The sequence below is a fragment of the Halorientalis sp. genome (genome assembly GCF_028275115.1).
GTDB lineage: Archaea > Halobacteriota > Halobacteria > Halobacteriales > Haloarculaceae > Halorientalis.
In genome coordinates this window covers 17,991-34,500 of record NZ_JAQCNH010000126.1, presented here as the reverse complement: position 1 = coordinate 34,500, position 16,510 = coordinate 17,991, and the positions used below count along the sequence as shown (strand labels likewise).

The 16,510-nt window shown below is 62.4% G+C and carries 12 protein-coding genes and 1 pseudogene; 2 read left to right on the top strand and 11 right to left on the bottom strand.

Features of this window, described 5'->3' with window-relative positions:
* From Q0964_RS16215 to Q0964_RS16205, 3 genes and pseudogenes are all read right to left on the bottom strand, one after another.
* Window positions 1–259 (bottom strand): annotated as a pseudogene (locus tag Q0964_RS16215) (efflux RND transporter permease subunit); the annotation flags it as partial.
* A gap of 1 nt (window position 260) precedes the next feature.
* On the bottom strand, window positions 261–1,856 hold the full coding sequence (locus tag Q0964_RS16210) for a COG1361 S-layer family protein (protein ID WP_299269648.1): 1,596 nt from the start codon (window positions 1,854–1,856) through the stop codon (window positions 261–263).
* 611 nt (window positions 1,857–2,467) lie between these two features.
* Window positions 2,468–3,229, bottom strand: coding sequence for an esterase/lipase family protein (locus Q0964_RS16205; RefSeq protein ID WP_299269646.1), 762 nt, complete (start codon window positions 3,227–3,229; stop codon window positions 2,468–2,470).
* A gap of 1,159 nt (window positions 3,230–4,388) precedes the next feature.
* On the opposite strand from Q0964_RS16205, the gene Q0964_RS16200 reads away from it, so the two are divergent.
* The gene (locus Q0964_RS16200; RefSeq protein ID WP_414652179.1) at window positions 4,389–6,338 is read left to right on the top strand and encodes an archaea-specific SMC-related protein; all 1,950 of its coding nucleotides are present in this window, start codon (window positions 4,389–4,391) and stop codon (window positions 6,336–6,338) included.
* 7 nt (window positions 6,339–6,345) lie between these two features.
* On the opposite strand, the gene rdfA is transcribed toward Q0964_RS16200, so the two are convergent.
* On the bottom strand, window positions 6,346–6,978 hold the full coding sequence (gene rdfA, locus Q0964_RS16195) for a rod-determining factor RdfA (RefSeq protein WP_299269640.1): 633 nt from the start codon (window positions 6,976–6,978) through the stop codon (window positions 6,346–6,348).
* A gap of 1,267 nt (window positions 6,979–8,245) precedes the next feature.
* Between rdfA and Q0964_RS16190 the strand changes: the two genes are divergently transcribed.
* Window positions 8,246–9,004: an IclR family transcriptional regulator gene (locus Q0964_RS16190; protein ID WP_299269638.1), complete on the top strand. Its 759-nt coding sequence runs from the start codon at window positions 8,246–8,248 to the stop codon at window positions 9,002–9,004.
* Here Q0964_RS16190 and Q0964_RS16185 read toward each other — a convergent pair.
* The 7 genes from Q0964_RS16185 to Q0964_RS16155 all read right to left on the bottom strand — a co-directional run bounded on the left by Q0964_RS16185 (window position 9,001) and on the right by Q0964_RS16155 (window position 16,435).
* Complete coding sequence (locus tag Q0964_RS16185) at window positions 9,001–9,456, bottom strand: nuclear transport factor 2 family protein (RefSeq protein WP_299269635.1); 456 nt, start codon at window positions 9,454–9,456, stop codon at window positions 9,001–9,003. The genes Q0964_RS16190 and Q0964_RS16185 overlap by 4 nt on opposite strands.
* A complete protein-coding gene (locus tag Q0964_RS16180; protein WP_299269632.1) occupies window positions 9,453–10,430 on the bottom strand; it encodes an alpha-ketoacid dehydrogenase subunit beta in 978 nt (325 codons plus the stop codon). Before Q0964_RS16180 ends, Q0964_RS16185 begins: the two co-directional genes overlap by 4 nt.
* Before the next feature lie 3 nt (window positions 10,431–10,433).
* Window positions 10,434–11,414, bottom strand: coding sequence for a thiamine pyrophosphate-dependent dehydrogenase E1 component subunit alpha (locus Q0964_RS16175; protein WP_299269628.1), 981 nt, complete (start codon window positions 11,412–11,414; stop codon window positions 10,434–10,436).
* 47 nt (window positions 11,415–11,461) lie between these two features.
* Window positions 11,462–12,241: an enoyl-CoA hydratase/isomerase family protein gene (locus tag Q0964_RS16170; protein WP_299269625.1), complete on the bottom strand. Its 780-nt coding sequence runs from the start codon at window positions 12,239–12,241 to the stop codon at window positions 11,462–11,464.
* Between the two features lie 92 nt (window positions 12,242–12,333).
* Window positions 12,334–13,347 carry an alcohol dehydrogenase catalytic domain-containing protein gene (locus Q0964_RS16165; RefSeq protein WP_299269622.1) on the bottom strand — a complete coding sequence of 338 codons (1,014 nt, stop codon included), beginning with the start codon at window positions 13,345–13,347 and terminating at the stop codon, window positions 12,334–12,336.
* Between the two features lie 107 nt (window positions 13,348–13,454).
* Window positions 13,455–14,618 (bottom strand): acyl-CoA dehydrogenase family protein, encoded by a 1,164-nt coding sequence (locus Q0964_RS16160; protein WP_299269620.1) that lies wholly within the window; start codon window positions 14,616–14,618, stop codon window positions 13,455–13,457.
* A gap of 65 nt (window positions 14,619–14,683) precedes the next feature.
* Window positions 14,684–16,435, bottom strand: coding sequence for a 2-oxo acid dehydrogenase subunit E2 (locus Q0964_RS16155; protein WP_299269617.1), 1,752 nt, complete (start codon window positions 16,433–16,435; stop codon window positions 14,684–14,686).
* Window positions 16,436–16,510 lie beyond the last annotated feature (75 nt).

Sequence of the window (16,510 nt, the reverse complement as noted above, 5' to 3'; positions counted from 1 at the left end):
AGAGCACGTTCTCGCCGTCCTGAAAAAGCCTGGTACTCGTCGTGTCCGACCCGAAACTCCCTCCGAACTCCCGGTTGATGTCGTCGAACGCCTCCTGGCTCGCTAGGTCGTCGGTGAACTGGTCCGTGCCGGTCTGTTGTTCGATACTCCCGAGACCGGCGACGAACACACCGGTCACCAGCAGGAAGGCGAGGATGACACTCCCCGGACGAGTCGTAATCTGAGTGTCGATCCAGTCGATGACCCGTTGGTAGTGCATGTTACCCCCGGAACCGACGGTAGCCGCCGGCCCCGACCAGTCCGGCGACCACGACGCCGCCGACAACGAACGGGAGCGGGCCGCCGTCGGTGTCGTCCGACTCGGGTTCGGTCACCGTGACTGCGATCTTGTGTGAGTCTGAGACGTGCGTGTCGCCGTCGGCGTCCTCGTACTGCAGGTCGACCGAGACCGGGTAGTTCTTCGTGAGTGCGCCGTCGCCTGCGGAGACCTCGAAGGTCACTGTCGTCGACTCGCCTGGCGCGAGTTCCGTGACGAACGCCTCCTTGCTGTCGGCAGCAATCGGGTCGTCGGCGAACAGTTTTGCCGAGACCGCCGACAGCGTCTCGCCGGCCGTGTTCGTCACCCGGACGGTCAACTCGCCGCCCGTGCCTCGCTCGTACACCGCGTCGACCGATTCGACCGCGAAGGCGTCGCCACCGGGTGCGATGTCCCGGCGGACGAACAGGTCGTCACTCGTCAGGTTGTCGCCGGCCGCGTCGTGGTAGTCGACGGCGAACCGGAACTGCCGTGGCCCGGCGTCGGCGCTGCTCGTGACGTCGGCGTCGATCTCGAACTCGGCGGTCTCTCCAGCGGCGAGGGTCCCGACGGCGTAGGCCCGGGACACCGGTTCGAGGGTTGGGCGCTCCGTCCGGAGGTGGACGACCGCGTTCCGTGCGACCGTCTCACCGTCGTTGGTGACGGTCCCGGCGAGCGTCCCCTCCTCGCCGACCTGGAGCGTCGACGAGACGTTCGAGAGGGTGAACGCTGGACCCAGGGCCGGTGTCACAGCGAGTGGAAGCGTCTCCGAGGTCCGGGTGACCCCGTCGGCGTCCTCGAACGTCGCCGTCGTCGTGAACGCGTATCGCTGCTGTTCCGCCGTTGGCGCGGCGGTCACCTGATACGAGAGCGTCTTCGTCTCTCCGGGCTTCCAGGTCCCGACGTGCCGGCTCACGGACGACCCATCGACGGTCACGTCGGCGTTCTTCGGCGCGAGGGCGACCCGCGTCGCGTTCGCGGGCTCTGACCCGGTGTTACGCATTCGGACGTCGGCGGTTCCGGTCGACCCGGCTTGCACGTCGCTCCGGACCGAGAGAATCTCGAACCGCGCCCGGCCGTCGACCCGGATCGTCACGTCGTAGTCGCTCGTCTCCGTCCGCTCGCTGCGAGCGCCGGTCGTCTCGGCGACCTTCGACGTGTACTGGTACGACACGTCCAGTTCGAGCGTGTACGTGCCCGGCGAAGCATCGTCGGCGACGACGATGTCGTATCCGAGATCGGCCCGCTCACCTCGCGGGAGACTGCCGATACTCCGGGTCCCCGTCTCGACCGACACTGGCGCGCCGTCGGCGTCCAACGTCGCGTCGAGGCTCCGGGCGGTCGTCACCGTGTCCGTGAGTGACGGGCTCGCAGCCGAGCCGGAGGCCACGTCCCCCTCGTTGGTCAGTGTGACCGTGAGTTCGGTCTCGGACCCCGGCGTGACCGTTTGCTCGGCCAGCGACACGTCGATCTCCGGACTCCCGGTGACGACACCTGCCGCCTGCCCGGGCATCAACAGAAGGGCGATCAGCGCAAGCGCGGCGACCTGTCGCCCCCTCATGGCGGCTCACCTCTGGCGGACGTTCCCCGCCCGTCTGCGGCTGTAACTGGTCGGCTGTGCGCCGGGATGTCGGCTGGAGACCGGTCCGCGTGGAGCGTCTCTGGTGGTCGCATACACTGTCGACAATCGGAAGCCGTCCACTTAGGCGGCGAATCACTGTTTCTGTCTGCGTAACAACGGCCCGGGCACTGTGTCGCCTCCGGACGAGCAGGGCGCTCGACCGGGAGGACGACGGCGCTTTTATTCTCGCGCCCCCGCTGCTGTCGGACACCCGGTGACGGGGACCGGACCGCGAGCGTGATTCATTCGGACACCGCCGAACCGACCGGTGGAAGCGATGGGACGACCCCCACACACTGTGTCGTCCTCGTCGTCGTCCTGCGTGTGTCCGCTCGCCCGGGGTAGGCACTCCTGACCGCGGACCGGTCGGTGTCGATACGTTCTGCGCAGGCCTCGTCCGATTCACCCGCTTGACGCGTTTCCGAATCTCCGGCTGTGTCGAAACAGTCGAGCGACGACGGGTTTCGATACCCGTGCCGAACACAGAATCTTAAATCTCGCACGAGGGACGCGACCGGACGAACTCCCGGAGCCGGTCAGTGCAGCGGAACTCACTCCGAATCGGGACGACACAACAGCGACAGAATCAGCTTTCTGGCACGAGCGGAGTTCTTACTCCCCGAGTGGCCGGTGTCGAGAGCGACGTTTCGTTCGGCGTTGGCCAACAACGGACTGCGTTTCGAGCCCGCAAACAATCGGTCGCGCTTTCCGAGAACTGTGAACGCAGTGACGTCCTCGGGGACCTCCGGGGACCTGTTCAGTCGTTTGAGTGGGTGGTCGGCGAACCGACTGTAATCGTCACGGAGAAACTGTGCAGGGCCGAACGGCCCGCTGCTAACCCCGAGCCGAGCCGCTGCCGTCGCGATCTTCATTCCGTGGTTCGCCCCGGCGATGCCGATGAACCGGCGGACGTGTCGGTGACCGCCACGTGTCTCCATCCACCACCGGACACCAGTGACTCCGAGACTGTGTGCGACGATATCAACTTCGTCACGACCGGTGTACGAGCGGAGAGCAGAAACAAACTCCTCCAGTTCGCTGGCCATCTGGTCGTGCGACGGCGTTTTCGAACTGAAGTTGATCGCCCATACATCATCACCGGTTGTCCCAGTCGCGAGGAGATCCTCGGCGTGGGTCCGCCATGTATCGGCCCCGCTCCGGTTTCCGTGAACGAACACGACGGGGGTTCTCGTAGACCCACCTGAAGTCCCGTGATACTCCGCGCCACCCCATCCGCCGGGAGTGTGGCTCCAGGGCAAACGAGAACGACCGTCGTTTTTGTCTATTCTTTTCCTGACAGAACCGCGCTGCATCGCATAATATTACGACTGTGAGATACTAACTGTTCGGGTTCCCGCCGTACATCGTCACCCCGGTACCGGCACTCACGCTGCCTGCGAGACGACGAATTCACCAGTGTGAGGCCGGAACGGGCCGTCGACGCCTCGACGACAGTTTCCAGTGCTATAGTTAGTGCACAGACGGTACAGCCGCTACGTAAACGTCTAAAGTTCGACGGAGCGTCCGCAGATGACTCGCGGTGTTCGCACGTCGCTGCGACCGTCTCAGACCGCACCAATCGTTCCCCCTGACGCCGGACGATGGAGTGTCAACCCGAGCGATGCCACGAGACCACATCCATCGAACTCTGGCGTGATGTGTGAGAAGCAATTAGAAACAATTGCTCACTCTGCGTCGACTTCGGCACGGGTAATGTCGATTGTCTTCGCTGTCTCGTCGAGTGGAGAAATCGGCTGCCGAGCGCCGACTGAACCGTTCACGGCATCTCCGGCCGGACGCATTCCGGTGAACGCACCGCTATCGTCACGACGGCGACGGTGAACGCGTCCCAGACGGTTCTGTCACTGATGCGTGACGCGGAAACAATGGCCGCTACCGACGATCACGGTCGCGAAACCGTCGAGCGTTCCCACGCAGTGGCAACCTCGTCTCCCGTGTTCGGCGATACCGTATGCTTCCTAAATGGGCGAACTGACCACCACCTCCGGCGGTCCTGTTTGACTGTCGCGTACAGTCGGAACATTGCGAGCCCCGATAGCTCCACCCTCCACTGTTCAGGCCGATTCGTTCCTTCCGCTTCTTCAGACGCTGTGTCGAACTCTGTACGGCCGTATTATACTATCTCACGGATACCCTGCACTGTTCTGGACCTCTGATTCTCGACCGAGGGGGCTGCTCGACCCACACGCTCGTGTCCACTCGCCTGGGCCAGCGCTGGGCCGTGCGACGCTGCTGAGTTCGTCACCCGACACACTCCGTCGCTGTGATTTGCCGTACACGCAATCGCCGGCAGAAACAGGCTCGACGGCTTCTCTCCGAGCGAGCCAAATACAACCCTCGGTCGTCCTCCGACGGAGTGGCCTCGAGACGTTCAGCGCAGTAAAATTCGAGCAAATACTTCTACCTGACGCTATGATCACTTATTTATTCGTTCGTCGGAAACAACCGACTATGTCAAAAGTAAATTCCGCTAGTTCAATGGCAACGGTTTCGGCGGAAAACGTCGGGGGTATTACCGAGGCGACGGTCGACATTCCGCCGGGCGTGACAGTCCTGTCCGGACAGAACGCGACGAACCGCACGTCCTTCCTGCAGTCGATTATGGCCGCGATCGGGAGTGACGAAGTGACGCTCAAAGGCGACGCCGACGAGGGGGTGGCGGAACTCACTGTCGACGGTCAGACGTTTCGCCGGACACTCCGACGCGCGAACGGCTCTACCGTGCTCGGCGGCGATCCGTACCTCGAAGACGCTACGCTCGCCGACCTCTTTGCCTTCCTGCTCGAATCGAACGAGGCCCGTCAGGCAGTGGTCCGGCAGCGTGACCTGCGGGAACTCATCATGCGGCCTGTGGACACCGACGAAATCCAGACAAAAATCGAACGGCTCGACCGCCAGCGAGACGAGATCGACGAGCGACTCGCGGAACTCGAGACGCTCAAAGAGGACCTCCCACCGCTCACGGAGCGCAAGCAGGAACTGCAGGCGGAGATCGAACAAAAACGCGAGGAACTCGCAGCCAAAGAAAACGAGATTGAGTCGGCCGACGCGGACGTCGACGAGACCCGTGCGGAGAAACAGGAACTCGAATCCCGACTCGAAGACCTGCGAGAGCTTCGGTCGGACCTCGAATCCGTCCGGTCCGACATCGACGTGCAGGAAGAAAGCATCGCGTCAGTCAACAGCGAGCTAGCCGACCGCAGGGCGGAACGCGAGGAACTACCCGACACGCCGATGGGCGACCGGGAGGAGTTCGACCGCCAGATTTCCCGCCTACGCGAGCGCAAACGGGCGCTCGAATCCGAAGTCAGCAATCTCCAGGACATAATCCAATTCAACGAGGAGCTGCTCGACGGCGAAGAAACAGACGTCGGCGACGCGCTCACGGCCGGAGACGACTCGAACGAGGATCTGACGGGTCAACTGCTCGAATCCGAGACGACGACCTGCTGGACCTGCGGGAGCGAGGTCGACCCCGAACGTATCGAGGCCACGCTGGACACGCTCCGGACGGTCCGACAGGAACAAATGGGTGAGATTCGCGAGATCGAAGACGAACTCGAGGAGCTGCGTGCCGACAAGCGTGAGCGGGAGAAACAGCAACGCCAGCGAGACTCGCTCGACGAGGAGATCGAAGACCTCGAAGCCGAAATCGAACAACGCGAGACGCGGCTCGCGGACCTCCGGGACCGGCGTGACGACCTCAGCGAAGAGGTCAAAACGGTCGAAGCGGAGGTGGAGTCACTTGAAGCCGACGACTTCTCGGAGATACTCGACCTGCACAGGGAGGCCAACCAGTTGGAGTTCGAACTGGGCCGGTTAGAGTCCGAACTCGACGAGGTGGTCGACCGCATCGCGACTATCGAAGACCGACTGAACGAACGGGCGGACCTGCAAACGGAGCGCGAGGAGCTCAGCGCCGAACTCGAGACACAGCGGACGCGTATCGACCGGATCGAGCAGCAGGCTATCGAGGAGTTCAACAGTCACATGGACGAGGTGCTGGAACTGCTCGGCTACCAGAACCTCGCTCGCATCTGGATCGACCGAATCGAGAAGACAGTCAGGGAGGGGCGGCGTAACGTCGAGAAGACAGTGTTCGAGCTCCACGTCGTGCGAACCACCGAGTCCGGGGCGACGTACGAGGACACGACCGACCACCTCTCGGAGAGCGAACGCGAGGTAACAGGGCTGACGTTTGCACTGGCTGGCTATCTGGCACACGACGTCCACGAAACAGTGCCGTTCATGCTGCTGGACTCGCTCGAAGCCATCGACGCGAACCGACTGGCTGACCTCATCGCGTACTTCTCGGACTACGTGCAGTTTCTCGTCGTCGCACTACTCCCGGAAGACGCACAGGCACTCTCCGACGAGTACAATCGAGTGACCGACATATAGAACTGCGTTACTCCGACCGACAATCACAGCCGCGCCGCTCTACCAACTCAACGAACTCGTACTGGGAGTTACACTCCTCACAGTGGACGCCGACATCGATGAACAGTCGAAACTCACCGAGTGCGATCCGGTCGGCTCCCCGGAGTTGTTCGAGACTCGTTTCGGCCACCGAGCGGGTGCGCGATTTCAGCCGCTGAACCGTGTCGACCACGCCCCCTGTACGGTCCGTCTGGCTCTCGTCCTCGTACTGGGCCCCGCGATACTCCTTGAGGAAGCTGCGGATCGCCTGATAGGTGACGAAATCCTGAGTGAGTGCGTCGACATCGATGCCGTGCTGTTCGAGGCGTCTTCGCGCCTCGATTCGGTTACCGCTGCTTACCTCCTCGTCGGTCAACAGTCGATAGATGTTTGTAATCTCACCGTCGACCGTCGACATCCCGGCGTCCGTGACCGCGACTTCGAGCAACCGCTTATTGAACCGGTCAGCCAACGTCCTGAGGCTCTCGCGTTCGCCCCCGTCTGCAGTCCAGAGCGCTTCGAGGCGGTCGCCGTACGCCCCGCCGAGGTCGTAGCTGTCGATCAGACGGGCGACTTTGCTGTCCACCGTCCTACTCTCCTCGTCGTCCGTTCCTGAGTTCATCGTTCGTACAGAGTTACACCCAGTCGAATCTTAAAACCGGGGGATATCTCGTCGGTCCGGAGAGCCCGACCACTGTCCCGTCTCACCCATCGAAAATAACAAACGTATTATTGTTACGTTGAGACGACTGTGGCCGGCTTCTCACCTCCACCGACTGCGACCGACGGACACGATCTTCGATTCGTAAGCCCGCGCGAGCAGAGCGGTTCGACCTGTCCCAAATTCGCCACCCAGTTTTGACGTGTCACCGACCCGTAACTGGCGACGACGAACCCTCTTGACGGGTAACGCGGACCGGTCGGCCCGCATTCTCGCGGGCACACTGAACCGTAGTTCCGAAGCCCGTTTCACGATTGGACTCTCTCTGCACTCCGACGACGACCTACCACATTCTGCCTCCGACGGCCACGGGAACTCCCCCTACCGATGCACCGATGCCCTGCTCGTTCGGTCGAACGGTGTCCGTTGAGGCTGTCTACCGCGGCGTGTGGAGCCGACAACGGGCGTGAGACGACCAGTCTCGCGTACTATCGGGGCGCAGAGATAACATTACTAACGATGTTATTCTTTCGGCGACTCTCGGTAGTCGGTCCGACCACACCTCTCGGGAACCCCTGCAGCCCATCGCGACACTGACACTCGACACGCTCGACCGCGACGCGGACTCGCGCAGGCCTCAGACCTTGGAACGAGGTATGCGGCCCGGTCACGCTCGGCACCGTTCCCGACGACCGAACACGGCATCACAACGCCCGGGCGCGTCCAGCGGCCGGTGGCGACTCCGCACTCCACGAGACAATCCTGTTCAAGCGGTCGGCAGGGCCGTAGCGCCATCGTGATGTCTCGAAGACCGATCGTCATCCGTCGGACAGTGTCCGGTCATGCCAGATGAATTCATAATAGATAGTGTTATATCTGTACTGATATTTAGACGGCGCGCGGTTACAACTAAAAATGTTTTACAGTTAAACTCGATAACTGTGAATACTACATACTTTATCGGCAGAACTGGAATACTTTGTCCCGGATTCCCCGAGAGTCCGAAGCGGACGTTCGCTATCGACTGTCCGGTGATGCCGAGCAGTACGCTCCCCGTAAGAGATGTGAACGTATGCCACGACCGATAGACATGTCCAACTCGGGCGCATTTCTGGAAACATGAAAACAGATATCAACCGAATAATCAAACAAAAATTTGATTTTGGGGCCAAAATCTGATTTCCGGTAATGCCGGAAAATTTTTATGTAGTTGGTTCGATGCAGTGGTATGGCAGAAAACCTCCCCGTCAACTCTCTCCGGACGGCGTTCGATATCCTCGAGACGCTCGCCGCCCGGGACGGTATGAGTATCTCGGAGCTGGCGTCGTCGACGGAGCGACCGAAAAGTACGGTTTACGACCATCTCGTCACCCTGCACGAACTGGGCTATCTCGTCGAACGTGACGGGTCGTATCAGATCAGTTCAGACTTTCTCAGGATGGGTGACGTTGCTCGCCAGCGGCTGGAAATATATCAATCGGCCGGCGAAGAGCTCCAGCGACTGGCGAACGAGACGGGCGAGCACGCGAGTCTCACCGTCGAGGAACACGGGAAAGCGGTGATCATCGCCACCGAGGAGGGAGACGAAGCGATTCCGGTCAACATATACAACGGAATCGTAATGAAAATGCACACGGCGGCCCCGGGCAAGGCGATTTTCGCTCATCTCGGCGAGGACAGGGTTTCGGAGATAGTCGAGACTCATGGACTCGTCGAGCGCACGGAGAACACGATCACCGACCGGGACGACCTCCGGGCGGAACTGGCCGAGATCCGGGAGCGAAAGTACGCCTTAGACGACGAGGAACGGCTAATGGGCATGCGGTCGGTCGCGGCTCCGGTTATCGACCGCGGTGGTCGTGTCCGGGGGTCGTTAGCGATCTACGGTCCGACCAACCGCATCGACGACGAACTGTTCCGCGAGGACATCCCCGATCTGCTGATGCGATCGGCGAACATCGTCGAGGTGCTGATGAACTACGACTAGTCGTCGCCGACGATTTCCGCCCATCCCTCGTCGTACTCGGCGAAGTAATTGAAATCGGCGACCATCTCGGCGAACCGCCAGGTATCCCCGACGAGTTCGTAGACGTCGTGGTACTGTCCCTGGATCCAGCCCGCCGAACCATCGGCGAACGTACACGGGACCTCGAAGTACCACCGCCCCGTCCCCGACTCGCCGTCCACCTCGATGATCGGATTGTGGATCATGTGAGCCAGAAACGGATGCTCCTCACCGACGACGTGTTCGACGAAGTGGCGGACTTCGTCCCGTCCATCGAACGTCCCGACTGGGCCGAAGTCGAGGTGTGCGTCCGCGGTGAACAACTCGGCGTATCCGTCCCAGTCACGCGCGTCGACGCGGTAGCAGTATTCGGCGCGTAGTTGTTTGATCGCTTCCCGGTGCTCGAGCCGCGTGATTCGGTCTTCCAGACTCATACTCTTGGCATGTCGCGGATCGCTGTTTCGATGTCCTCGTCGTCGGGCACGACCGCTTCGGTGAGTGGTGGCGAGAACGGTATCGGAGTATCGTCGACGCCGACGACCTCGACGGGAGCCTCCAGATGGTAGAACGCTTCCTGCTGGATGCGTTCCGCGATGTACGAGGCAGGCCCGTTCTGGACCACCGACTCGTCGGCGACGACGACACGGCCGGTTTTCTTGGCGCTCTCGACCAGGGTTTCGGTATCGAGCGGTTTGACAGTCCGCGGGTTGATCAGTTCGACGCTGATCTCACCGGCTAACTGCTCGGCCACGTCGCGTGCGTGGTAGAACATCTTCTGGGTCGCCACGACGGTCACGTCGTCCCCCTCCCGTTCGACATCCGCTTCGCCGAGGGGGATCTTGTACGACTTTTCTGGGACCTCGGCCTCCCGATTGTACAGTTCCATATGCTCGAAGAACACGACCGGGTCGTCACACCGGATCGCGCTCTTCAGCAGCCCCTTGGAGTCGTGAGGCGTACTCGCGAGAACGACGCGGACACCTGGCATGTGCATGAACAATCCGTGGAGGCTCTTCGAGTGCTGGGCTGCTGCGTTGGCACCGGGGCCACCATTGACCGTCCGAATCGTGATTGGAACGGTCACGTCACCGCCGAACATGTACTTGAACAGTCCCGCCTGGTTCATCACCTGGTCTGCTGCCAACCCCATGAAATCGGCGTACATAATCTCGGCGATGGGCCGAGAGCCGGTCATTCCCGCACCGGCACTGCTGCCGACGATGGCGGCTTCGCTTATCGGCGTGTCGATGACCCTGCCCTCCTCGAACTCGTCGTACAGCCCTCTGGTGACGGCGAAACTCCCTCCAGGCTCCCCCACATCCTGCCCGATGAGATACGTCGAGTCGTCGCGCTGCATCTCCTCGGACAGCGCGTCGTTTATCGCGTTCCGCATCGATTTTTCCGGCATAGATTACAGCTCCTCCGAGTAGACACCCTCGAACGCGGATTCCGGGTCGGGATACTCACTCGCACGGGCGAACTCGACGGCCTCGTCGATTCTCTCGCTGGCCTCGGCTCGTATCGCCGCCACGTCGTCACCGTCGACGTGACCGCTCTCGAGGAGCGACGATTCGAGGGTGTCGACCGGGTCCCGCTCTCGCCACTCCTCGACTTCGGCCTCGGTCCGATAGACCATCGGGTCGCCTTCGTAATGGCCGTGATAGCGGTAGGTCTCGCAGATCAACAGGGACGGTCCACCACCGTTCCGTGCCCGCTCGGTCGCCCTTGTCGCCGCGTCGTGGACCGACTGGACGGACATCCCGTCGACAGTCTCTGCCGGCATGTCGTACACGTCCCCCCGGGCCTCGAACCCCTCGACGCTGTGTTGGTCTTGTGCGGGCGTCATCTCCCCGTACTGGTTGTTCTCACAGACGAAGACGACCGGGAGGTCCTGGACACCTGCGAGGTTCATCGACTCGTGAACGACCCCTTCTGCCATCGCTCCCTCGCCGAAAAAGGACAGACAGACCCGATCCTCGTCGTTTTGCTGGATAGACAGGCCAGCACCGACCGCCAGCGATGGCCCGGCTCCGACGATACCGTTGGCACCGAGCATCCCCTGATCGACGTCCGCAATATGCATGCTCCCGCTTTTTCCGCCACAGTATCCTGTCTCTTTGCCGAACAACTCGGCCATCATCCGGTCGGGGTCGAGCCCCTTCGCTATCGAGTGACCGTGGCCTCGGTGGGTACTCGTGATGTAATCGTCGTCTTTCAGTCCCCAGCAGGCGCCGGTGGCTATCGCCTCCTGACCGATGTAGAGATGGACGAACCCTGGGAGTTCGTTATCCTCGAACAGTGAACTCACCCGCGTCTCGAACTCACGTACGAGGACCATCTCCCGGAACTGGTCGACCAATCGGTCTGCGTGCTCCGCTACCACATTTGGCATGGTGAGAACTCTCGAAGGCAACAATAAAAAAGCTATGTCCTCTCTCCTCACTCACCGAACGACGGGTCCCGGTTCTTGACGAACGCCTCCAGCCCCTCCTCCTTGTCCTCGGTCTCGAACAACAGTCCGGCCAACGCGGCTTCCAGTTCCAGCCCGGACTCTAGCTGTGCCCGTGTCTCGTTGATCGACTTCTTCGCGAACCACTGGGCGGTCGGCGGTCCGTCGGCGAGGTCGCTCGCCAACGCCTCGATTCTGTCGTCGAACTCCGCGTCGGCGACGACCTCGTTGGCGAGGCCGATGTCGGCAGCCTCCGCAGCCGAAATATGCTTCCCGGTCAACACGAGCTCCTTTGCCTTCAGATAGCCAACGAGGTGTGCGAGTCGCTGGGTCCCCCCAGCGCCCGGAATCAGCCCCAGGCCGATCTCCGGGAGGCCGAACGTGGCACTCTCGGTGGCGACGATGAGGTCACACATCAGTGCGATCTCGGTCCCGCCACCCAACGCCACCCCGTTAATCGCGGCGACGACCGGCACATGACTGCCCTCGATTGCGCTCTCGAGGTCCGTCATGGCCTCGCGAAACTCCCCACGGAACCAGACACCGGACTGATCCTGGAACTCCTTGATATCCCCCCCACCGATGAACGCGTCGTCGCCTGCGCCGGTGAGGACGACGACGCCAGCCTCATTGGAGACCGTTTCGATGGCGTCGGCGAGTTCGATCAGGACGTTCGTATTGACCGCGTTCATTGCCTCCGGACGGGTGAGACGGACTGTCCCGATATCTCCCTCTTCCTCGACAGCCACTGTGTCGTAACTAGATGACATCCTCGATACCTTTGCAACATGCTAAGTTAATACTTCCCCATGGGTGGACTGCACAGACCGCTTCGCTGCCGGACGGCGACACAGGACACAGGTTACGGGGGCGTCACGACGAGATTCCCGACCACGTCCCGGTTCTGCATATCCGCAAACGCCTGACCGGCATCGTCGAAACTGTACGTCTCGTGGACCGATGGCGCGATAGCACCCGCCTCACAGAGACCGACCATCCGTTCGAGGTCGGCCTGTGTTCCCATCGTACTCCCGACGATCCGTTTGTGCCCGAGAAAGAGGTCTTGGGTGTCGATTTCGGAGAACTTCTCCGCCGTCCGACCGCAGATTACCATCCGGCCATTCCGGCGGAGTGCAGACAGACACACGTCGGTGAACGGCCCGGCGAGGTGGTTGAGAACCGCGTCGACCGGCTCGTGTCCGTCGAGTTGCTCCCCCAGAGCGTCCGCGTCGGCGGCTTCGAGGAGTTCGTCTGCACCGAACGTCGAGAGCTGGTCGAGTTTCTCTGGTGACGAGGACGTACAGACCGACCGGATACCCATAGCGTCCGTCAACTGCGTCGAGGCCACGCCGACACCCCCGGTCGCGCCGGGGATGAGCACAGTGTCACCGGCGTCGACGTCTGCCCGGCGAAGCATGTGCCAGGCGGTCATGTAGGTGACCGGAAGCGCGGCTGCCGTGACGAGGTCGACGTCGTCTGGAACCGACACCAGGCGGTCGGCGTCGACCACGGCCTGTTCGGCGAAGCCGCCGTGGAAGAGGCTGTACTCCTCGCAGAGATTCTCCGGCCCGTCCCGACAGTCTCGGCACGAGCCACAGGTCTGCATCGGGTTCAAAACGACGCGGTCGCCCGGTTCGACGCCCTCAACGCCGTCGCCGACATCGCGGACGATTCCCGACACGTCGACGCCGGAGACGAACGGCAGGTGACGCTCCTGTAATCGAAAGTCACCCTGCAGATACAGGAGGTCGTGTCTGTTTACCGATGCGCCGGCCACGTCGACCACCGCCTGTCCGTCGCCCGGCGTCGGCGCGGATAGTTCGATGACTTCGACACCCGACGGTCCGCCAAGAGCAGTGAACGCTGCAGCACGCATGATTCGTCTTCTCGTGCGAGAGCAATTATATCTTCCTCCGACGCCAGCGTCCGCCCGGAACGCCAACGCGACTAGCCGGGGCGGTCGCCCGGGACGCTCCCCGCTCGTCAGTAGGACCGCGGGAGGCCGAGGACGTCCGTACTGACGAACGACTTCACCAGCTCGTCACTGACCGGTGCGACCCGCGCGAGTCGCGCGTCGCGGTAAAGTCGCTCGACGTGGTATTCGTCGGCAAAACCCATGCCACCGTGGGTCTGAATGGCCTGGTCACAGGCGTTGAAACCTGCGCGGGCACCCATGAACTTCGCGGCGTTTGCCTCCATCGAACAGTCTTCGCCTTCGTCGTACAGCGTCGCCGCCTTGTATATCATGAGCTTCGCCGTCTCCAGCTCCATCTTCGACTCGGCCAGCGGGAACTGGACGCCCTGATTTTGGCCGATCGGCCGCTCGAACGCTTCGCGTTCTTTCGCGTAATCGACTGCCAGGTCGAGTGCGAGTTCACCGGCCGCGAGCGGAATCGCCGCCCAGATGATGCGCTCCGTGTTCAGCGTTCCGAGAAGGTGATAGAAGCCTTTGTCCTCCTTGCCCAGCAGATTCTCCTCGGAAACCCGTGCACCGTCGAAGACGACTTCACAGGACCCTAAGCACCGCATACTCAGTTTATCGATCTTGTTCGTCGTGATACCGTCCGTATCAGAGGGAACCATGAACAGCGAGATACCGCCGTGCCGTGCTCCCTCTTCCATCGGTGAGGTTCGAGCCAGCGTCACGATGTAGTCCGAGACGTGTGCGCCCGTCGTCCAGATCTTCGTTCCGTCGAGAACGTACTCGTCACCGTCTTTCTCCGCGGTCGTCTTGATTCCAGCCGTATCGAGCCCGGCGTCCGGTTCGGTCAATCCCAGCGAGACGATAGCGCCGTCCGCGATCTCCGGCAGCCATCGCTCTTTCTGTGCCTCGTTTGCGTGCTCGTTGAGCGAAATGCCGCCAAACACCGGGCCGAGGGTGAGCAGATTCGGGCCGCTGACGCCACCACCGTTGCGCCCGAGCGCCAGGCCAACCGTTGTGACCTCCTCCATGCCGAGCCCTTCACCGCCGTACTCCTGTGGCACTGTCAACCCGGCAAAGCCCGCCTCGGCCAGGTCGTTCCAGATCTCGTGGGGAAACTCCTCGGCGTCGTCTTTGTCTCGCCAGTAGTCCAAGTCGTAGTCCGAGGAGATGTCTTCTGTCAGTCGTTGCATCATCCGCTGCTCTTCGGAGAGCGCGAAATCCATCAGTACTATATTATACTGGTGATGTATAGTATTTTCGTCGCCGAACAATCAGATACCGCCGTCGATTACGCGCTCAGCACCTCTATCTCGGGGTCTCGGAGATCTGTGATCGTATCCGCGTACGTCGACTCCCGACAGGCGGCGTAGGCGAGACGTTTCATCGCCGCCGGTGACGCGTTCTCGGCTGCATCCAGCGTGACTTCCGGACGCCCACCGTTGATACGCACGTCGAACTCCGGGACTGGCCAGCCGTGGGTAGCGGCAATCTCGTTCGCACGGGCTTCTACGTCGCGCCTGACTGCGGCGGCGATAGTTTCGCCGCCAGCCTCGGCGGCCGGTTCCTCGCGTTCGCGGTCACTCTGGCCCGCCGACCGGTCGGCGACGACCAACGACGGAGCCTCGACACCCTCAGTCAGTGTCTCGAGGAACCGCGCAGCGTCCGCCCCGTCGACCACGCGGTGGTCGAACGACAGTGAGAGCGTACACGTGCGCGTCCCGTCGCGCTCTCTGACCCGTCCGACCCCGAGGATGGCAACCTGTGGTGGGTTGATTATCGGGTCGAACGAGTCCACGCCGAACATACCGAGATTGGTGATGGTGAACGTTCCACCTTGGAGGTCGTCCATCCCGTGAGTCCCGTCGAGGACGGCGTCGGTGAGCCGCTGTCGCTCGGCGGCGATATCCCGGAGCGTCCGGTCGTCGGCCGAACGTATCACCGGTGTCACGAGGCCGTTCTCGGTGTCGACGGCGACGGCCACGTTCCGCTCGGCGACGTGCCGCACGGTCTCGTCCTCGAACCAGGCGTTGAACTCCGGGGACGCATCGAGCGCACGAACCGCCGCCCCGACCAGCAGGTCGGTGAATCCGACAGCCGCGCCGGCCTCGTTCCCGAGTTCCTCGGCAGTTTCGAACGCACGCTCCACCGTGACGTCTCGATTCAACGTGACGTGGGGCGCCTGCTTGGCCGACCGGGCCATCCGGTCGGCGATGGTCCGTCGCATCCCGGAGAGCGGTCGTTCCTCGGTGACCGTCACCCCGAGGCGGGCCGGGTCCGTCATGTCCGTCGACGCTGTCGTATCCGAGGTCTCGCCGGCGGTCGGTCGCACGCCGTTTCTAGAGACCGGCTTCACCGCTCCGGCCGCCGCCCGCACGTCTGATTCGGTGACACGTCCACCGATGCCACTCCCATCTATCTCCCCGATTGTAACCCCGAGTTCCCGTGCCAGTCGTCGCGTGCTCGGACTCGTGAATCCCTGTGTCGACGTCGCACCTCCCTCGTCGTCGTCGACTCCTCCGAGGTGGTCCGAAACGTCGGCCCGGAGAATCGCACCCTCGGGACCGGTCCCCTCGACTGCGTCGAGGTCGACGCCGTGTTCGTCGGCCAACTCTCGTGCGCCCGGGGCCGCACGGGGTTTTTCACCACCGGCTTCGGACGCCGACGTCGTGTTCTCGCCGCCCCCTGTTGCCGGTTCCGTCGCGGGTTCGGTTTCGGCTCCGCCGCTGTCGCCCGCTCCAGCCTCCGCGTCGGCTTCGGTGTCGACGCGACTGCGCGGTTCGGGAGCATCCTCCAGACTCTCGTCGGGGCCGAGGACGACTCCCAGCACAGTGCCGGGCGGGACTTCCTCCCCTTCCTCAACGTCGACGCGGGCGAGCGACCCGTCCTGGCTCGCCTCGATATCCGTGGAGGCCTTCTCGGATTCGACCTCCGCCAGGACCGTTCCGTCCGTTATTTCGTCCCCCTCGTCGACGCGCCACCCGACGAGAAGGCCGGTCTCCATCGTGTTGCCCATCATCGGCATGCGAACTGCGTGAACCATTACTCGTCACCCTATCGAAACCGGAGAACCAAAACAGTAGCGTCGTGCCGAAGCGTGCCGATACCGCGCCGAGAC

Coding starts and splice junctions, on each gene's coding strand:
- Q0964_RS16155 (WP_299269617.1), bottom strand. CDS start 16,435: ATGGTTCACGCAGTTCGCATGCCGATGATGGGCAACACGATGGAGACC.
- Q0964_RS16165 (WP_299269622.1), bottom strand. CDS start 13,347: ATGCGTGCTGCAGCGTTCACTGCTCTTGGCGGACCGTCGGGTGTCGAA.
- Q0964_RS16160 (WP_299269620.1), bottom strand. CDS start 14,618: ATGGATTTCGCGCTCTCCGAAGAGCAGCGGATGATGCAACGACTGACA.
- Q0964_RS16180 (WP_299269632.1), bottom strand. CDS start 10,430: ATGCCGGAAAAATCGATGCGGAACGCGATAAACGACGCGCTGTCCGAG.
- Q0964_RS16200 (WP_414652179.1), top strand. CDS start 4,389: ATGTCAAAAGTAAATTCCGCTAGTTCAATGGCAACGGTTTCGGCGGAA.
- Q0964_RS16210 (WP_299269648.1), bottom strand. CDS start 1,856: ATGAGGGGGCGACAGGTCGCCGCGCTTGCGCTGATCGCCCTTCTGTTG.
- Q0964_RS16175 (WP_299269628.1), bottom strand. CDS start 11,414: ATGCCAAATGTGGTAGCGGAGCACGCAGACCGATTGGTCGACCAGTTC.
- rdfA (WP_299269640.1), bottom strand. CDS start 6,978: ATGAACTCAGGAACGGACGACGAGGAGAGTAGGACGGTGGACAGCAAA.
- Q0964_RS16185 (WP_299269635.1), bottom strand. CDS start 9,456: ATGAGTCTGGAAGACCGAATCACGCGGCTCGAGCACCGGGAAGCGATC.
- Q0964_RS16170 (WP_299269625.1), bottom strand. CDS start 12,241: ATGTCATCTAGTTACGACACAGTGGCTGTCGAGGAAGAGGGAGATATC.
- Q0964_RS16190 (WP_299269638.1), top strand. CDS start 8,246: ATGGCAGAAAACCTCCCCGTCAACTCTCTCCGGACGGCGTTCGATATC.
- Q0964_RS16205 (WP_299269646.1), bottom strand. CDS start 3,229: ATGCAGCGCGGTTCTGTCAGGAAAAGAATAGACAAAAACGACGGTCGT.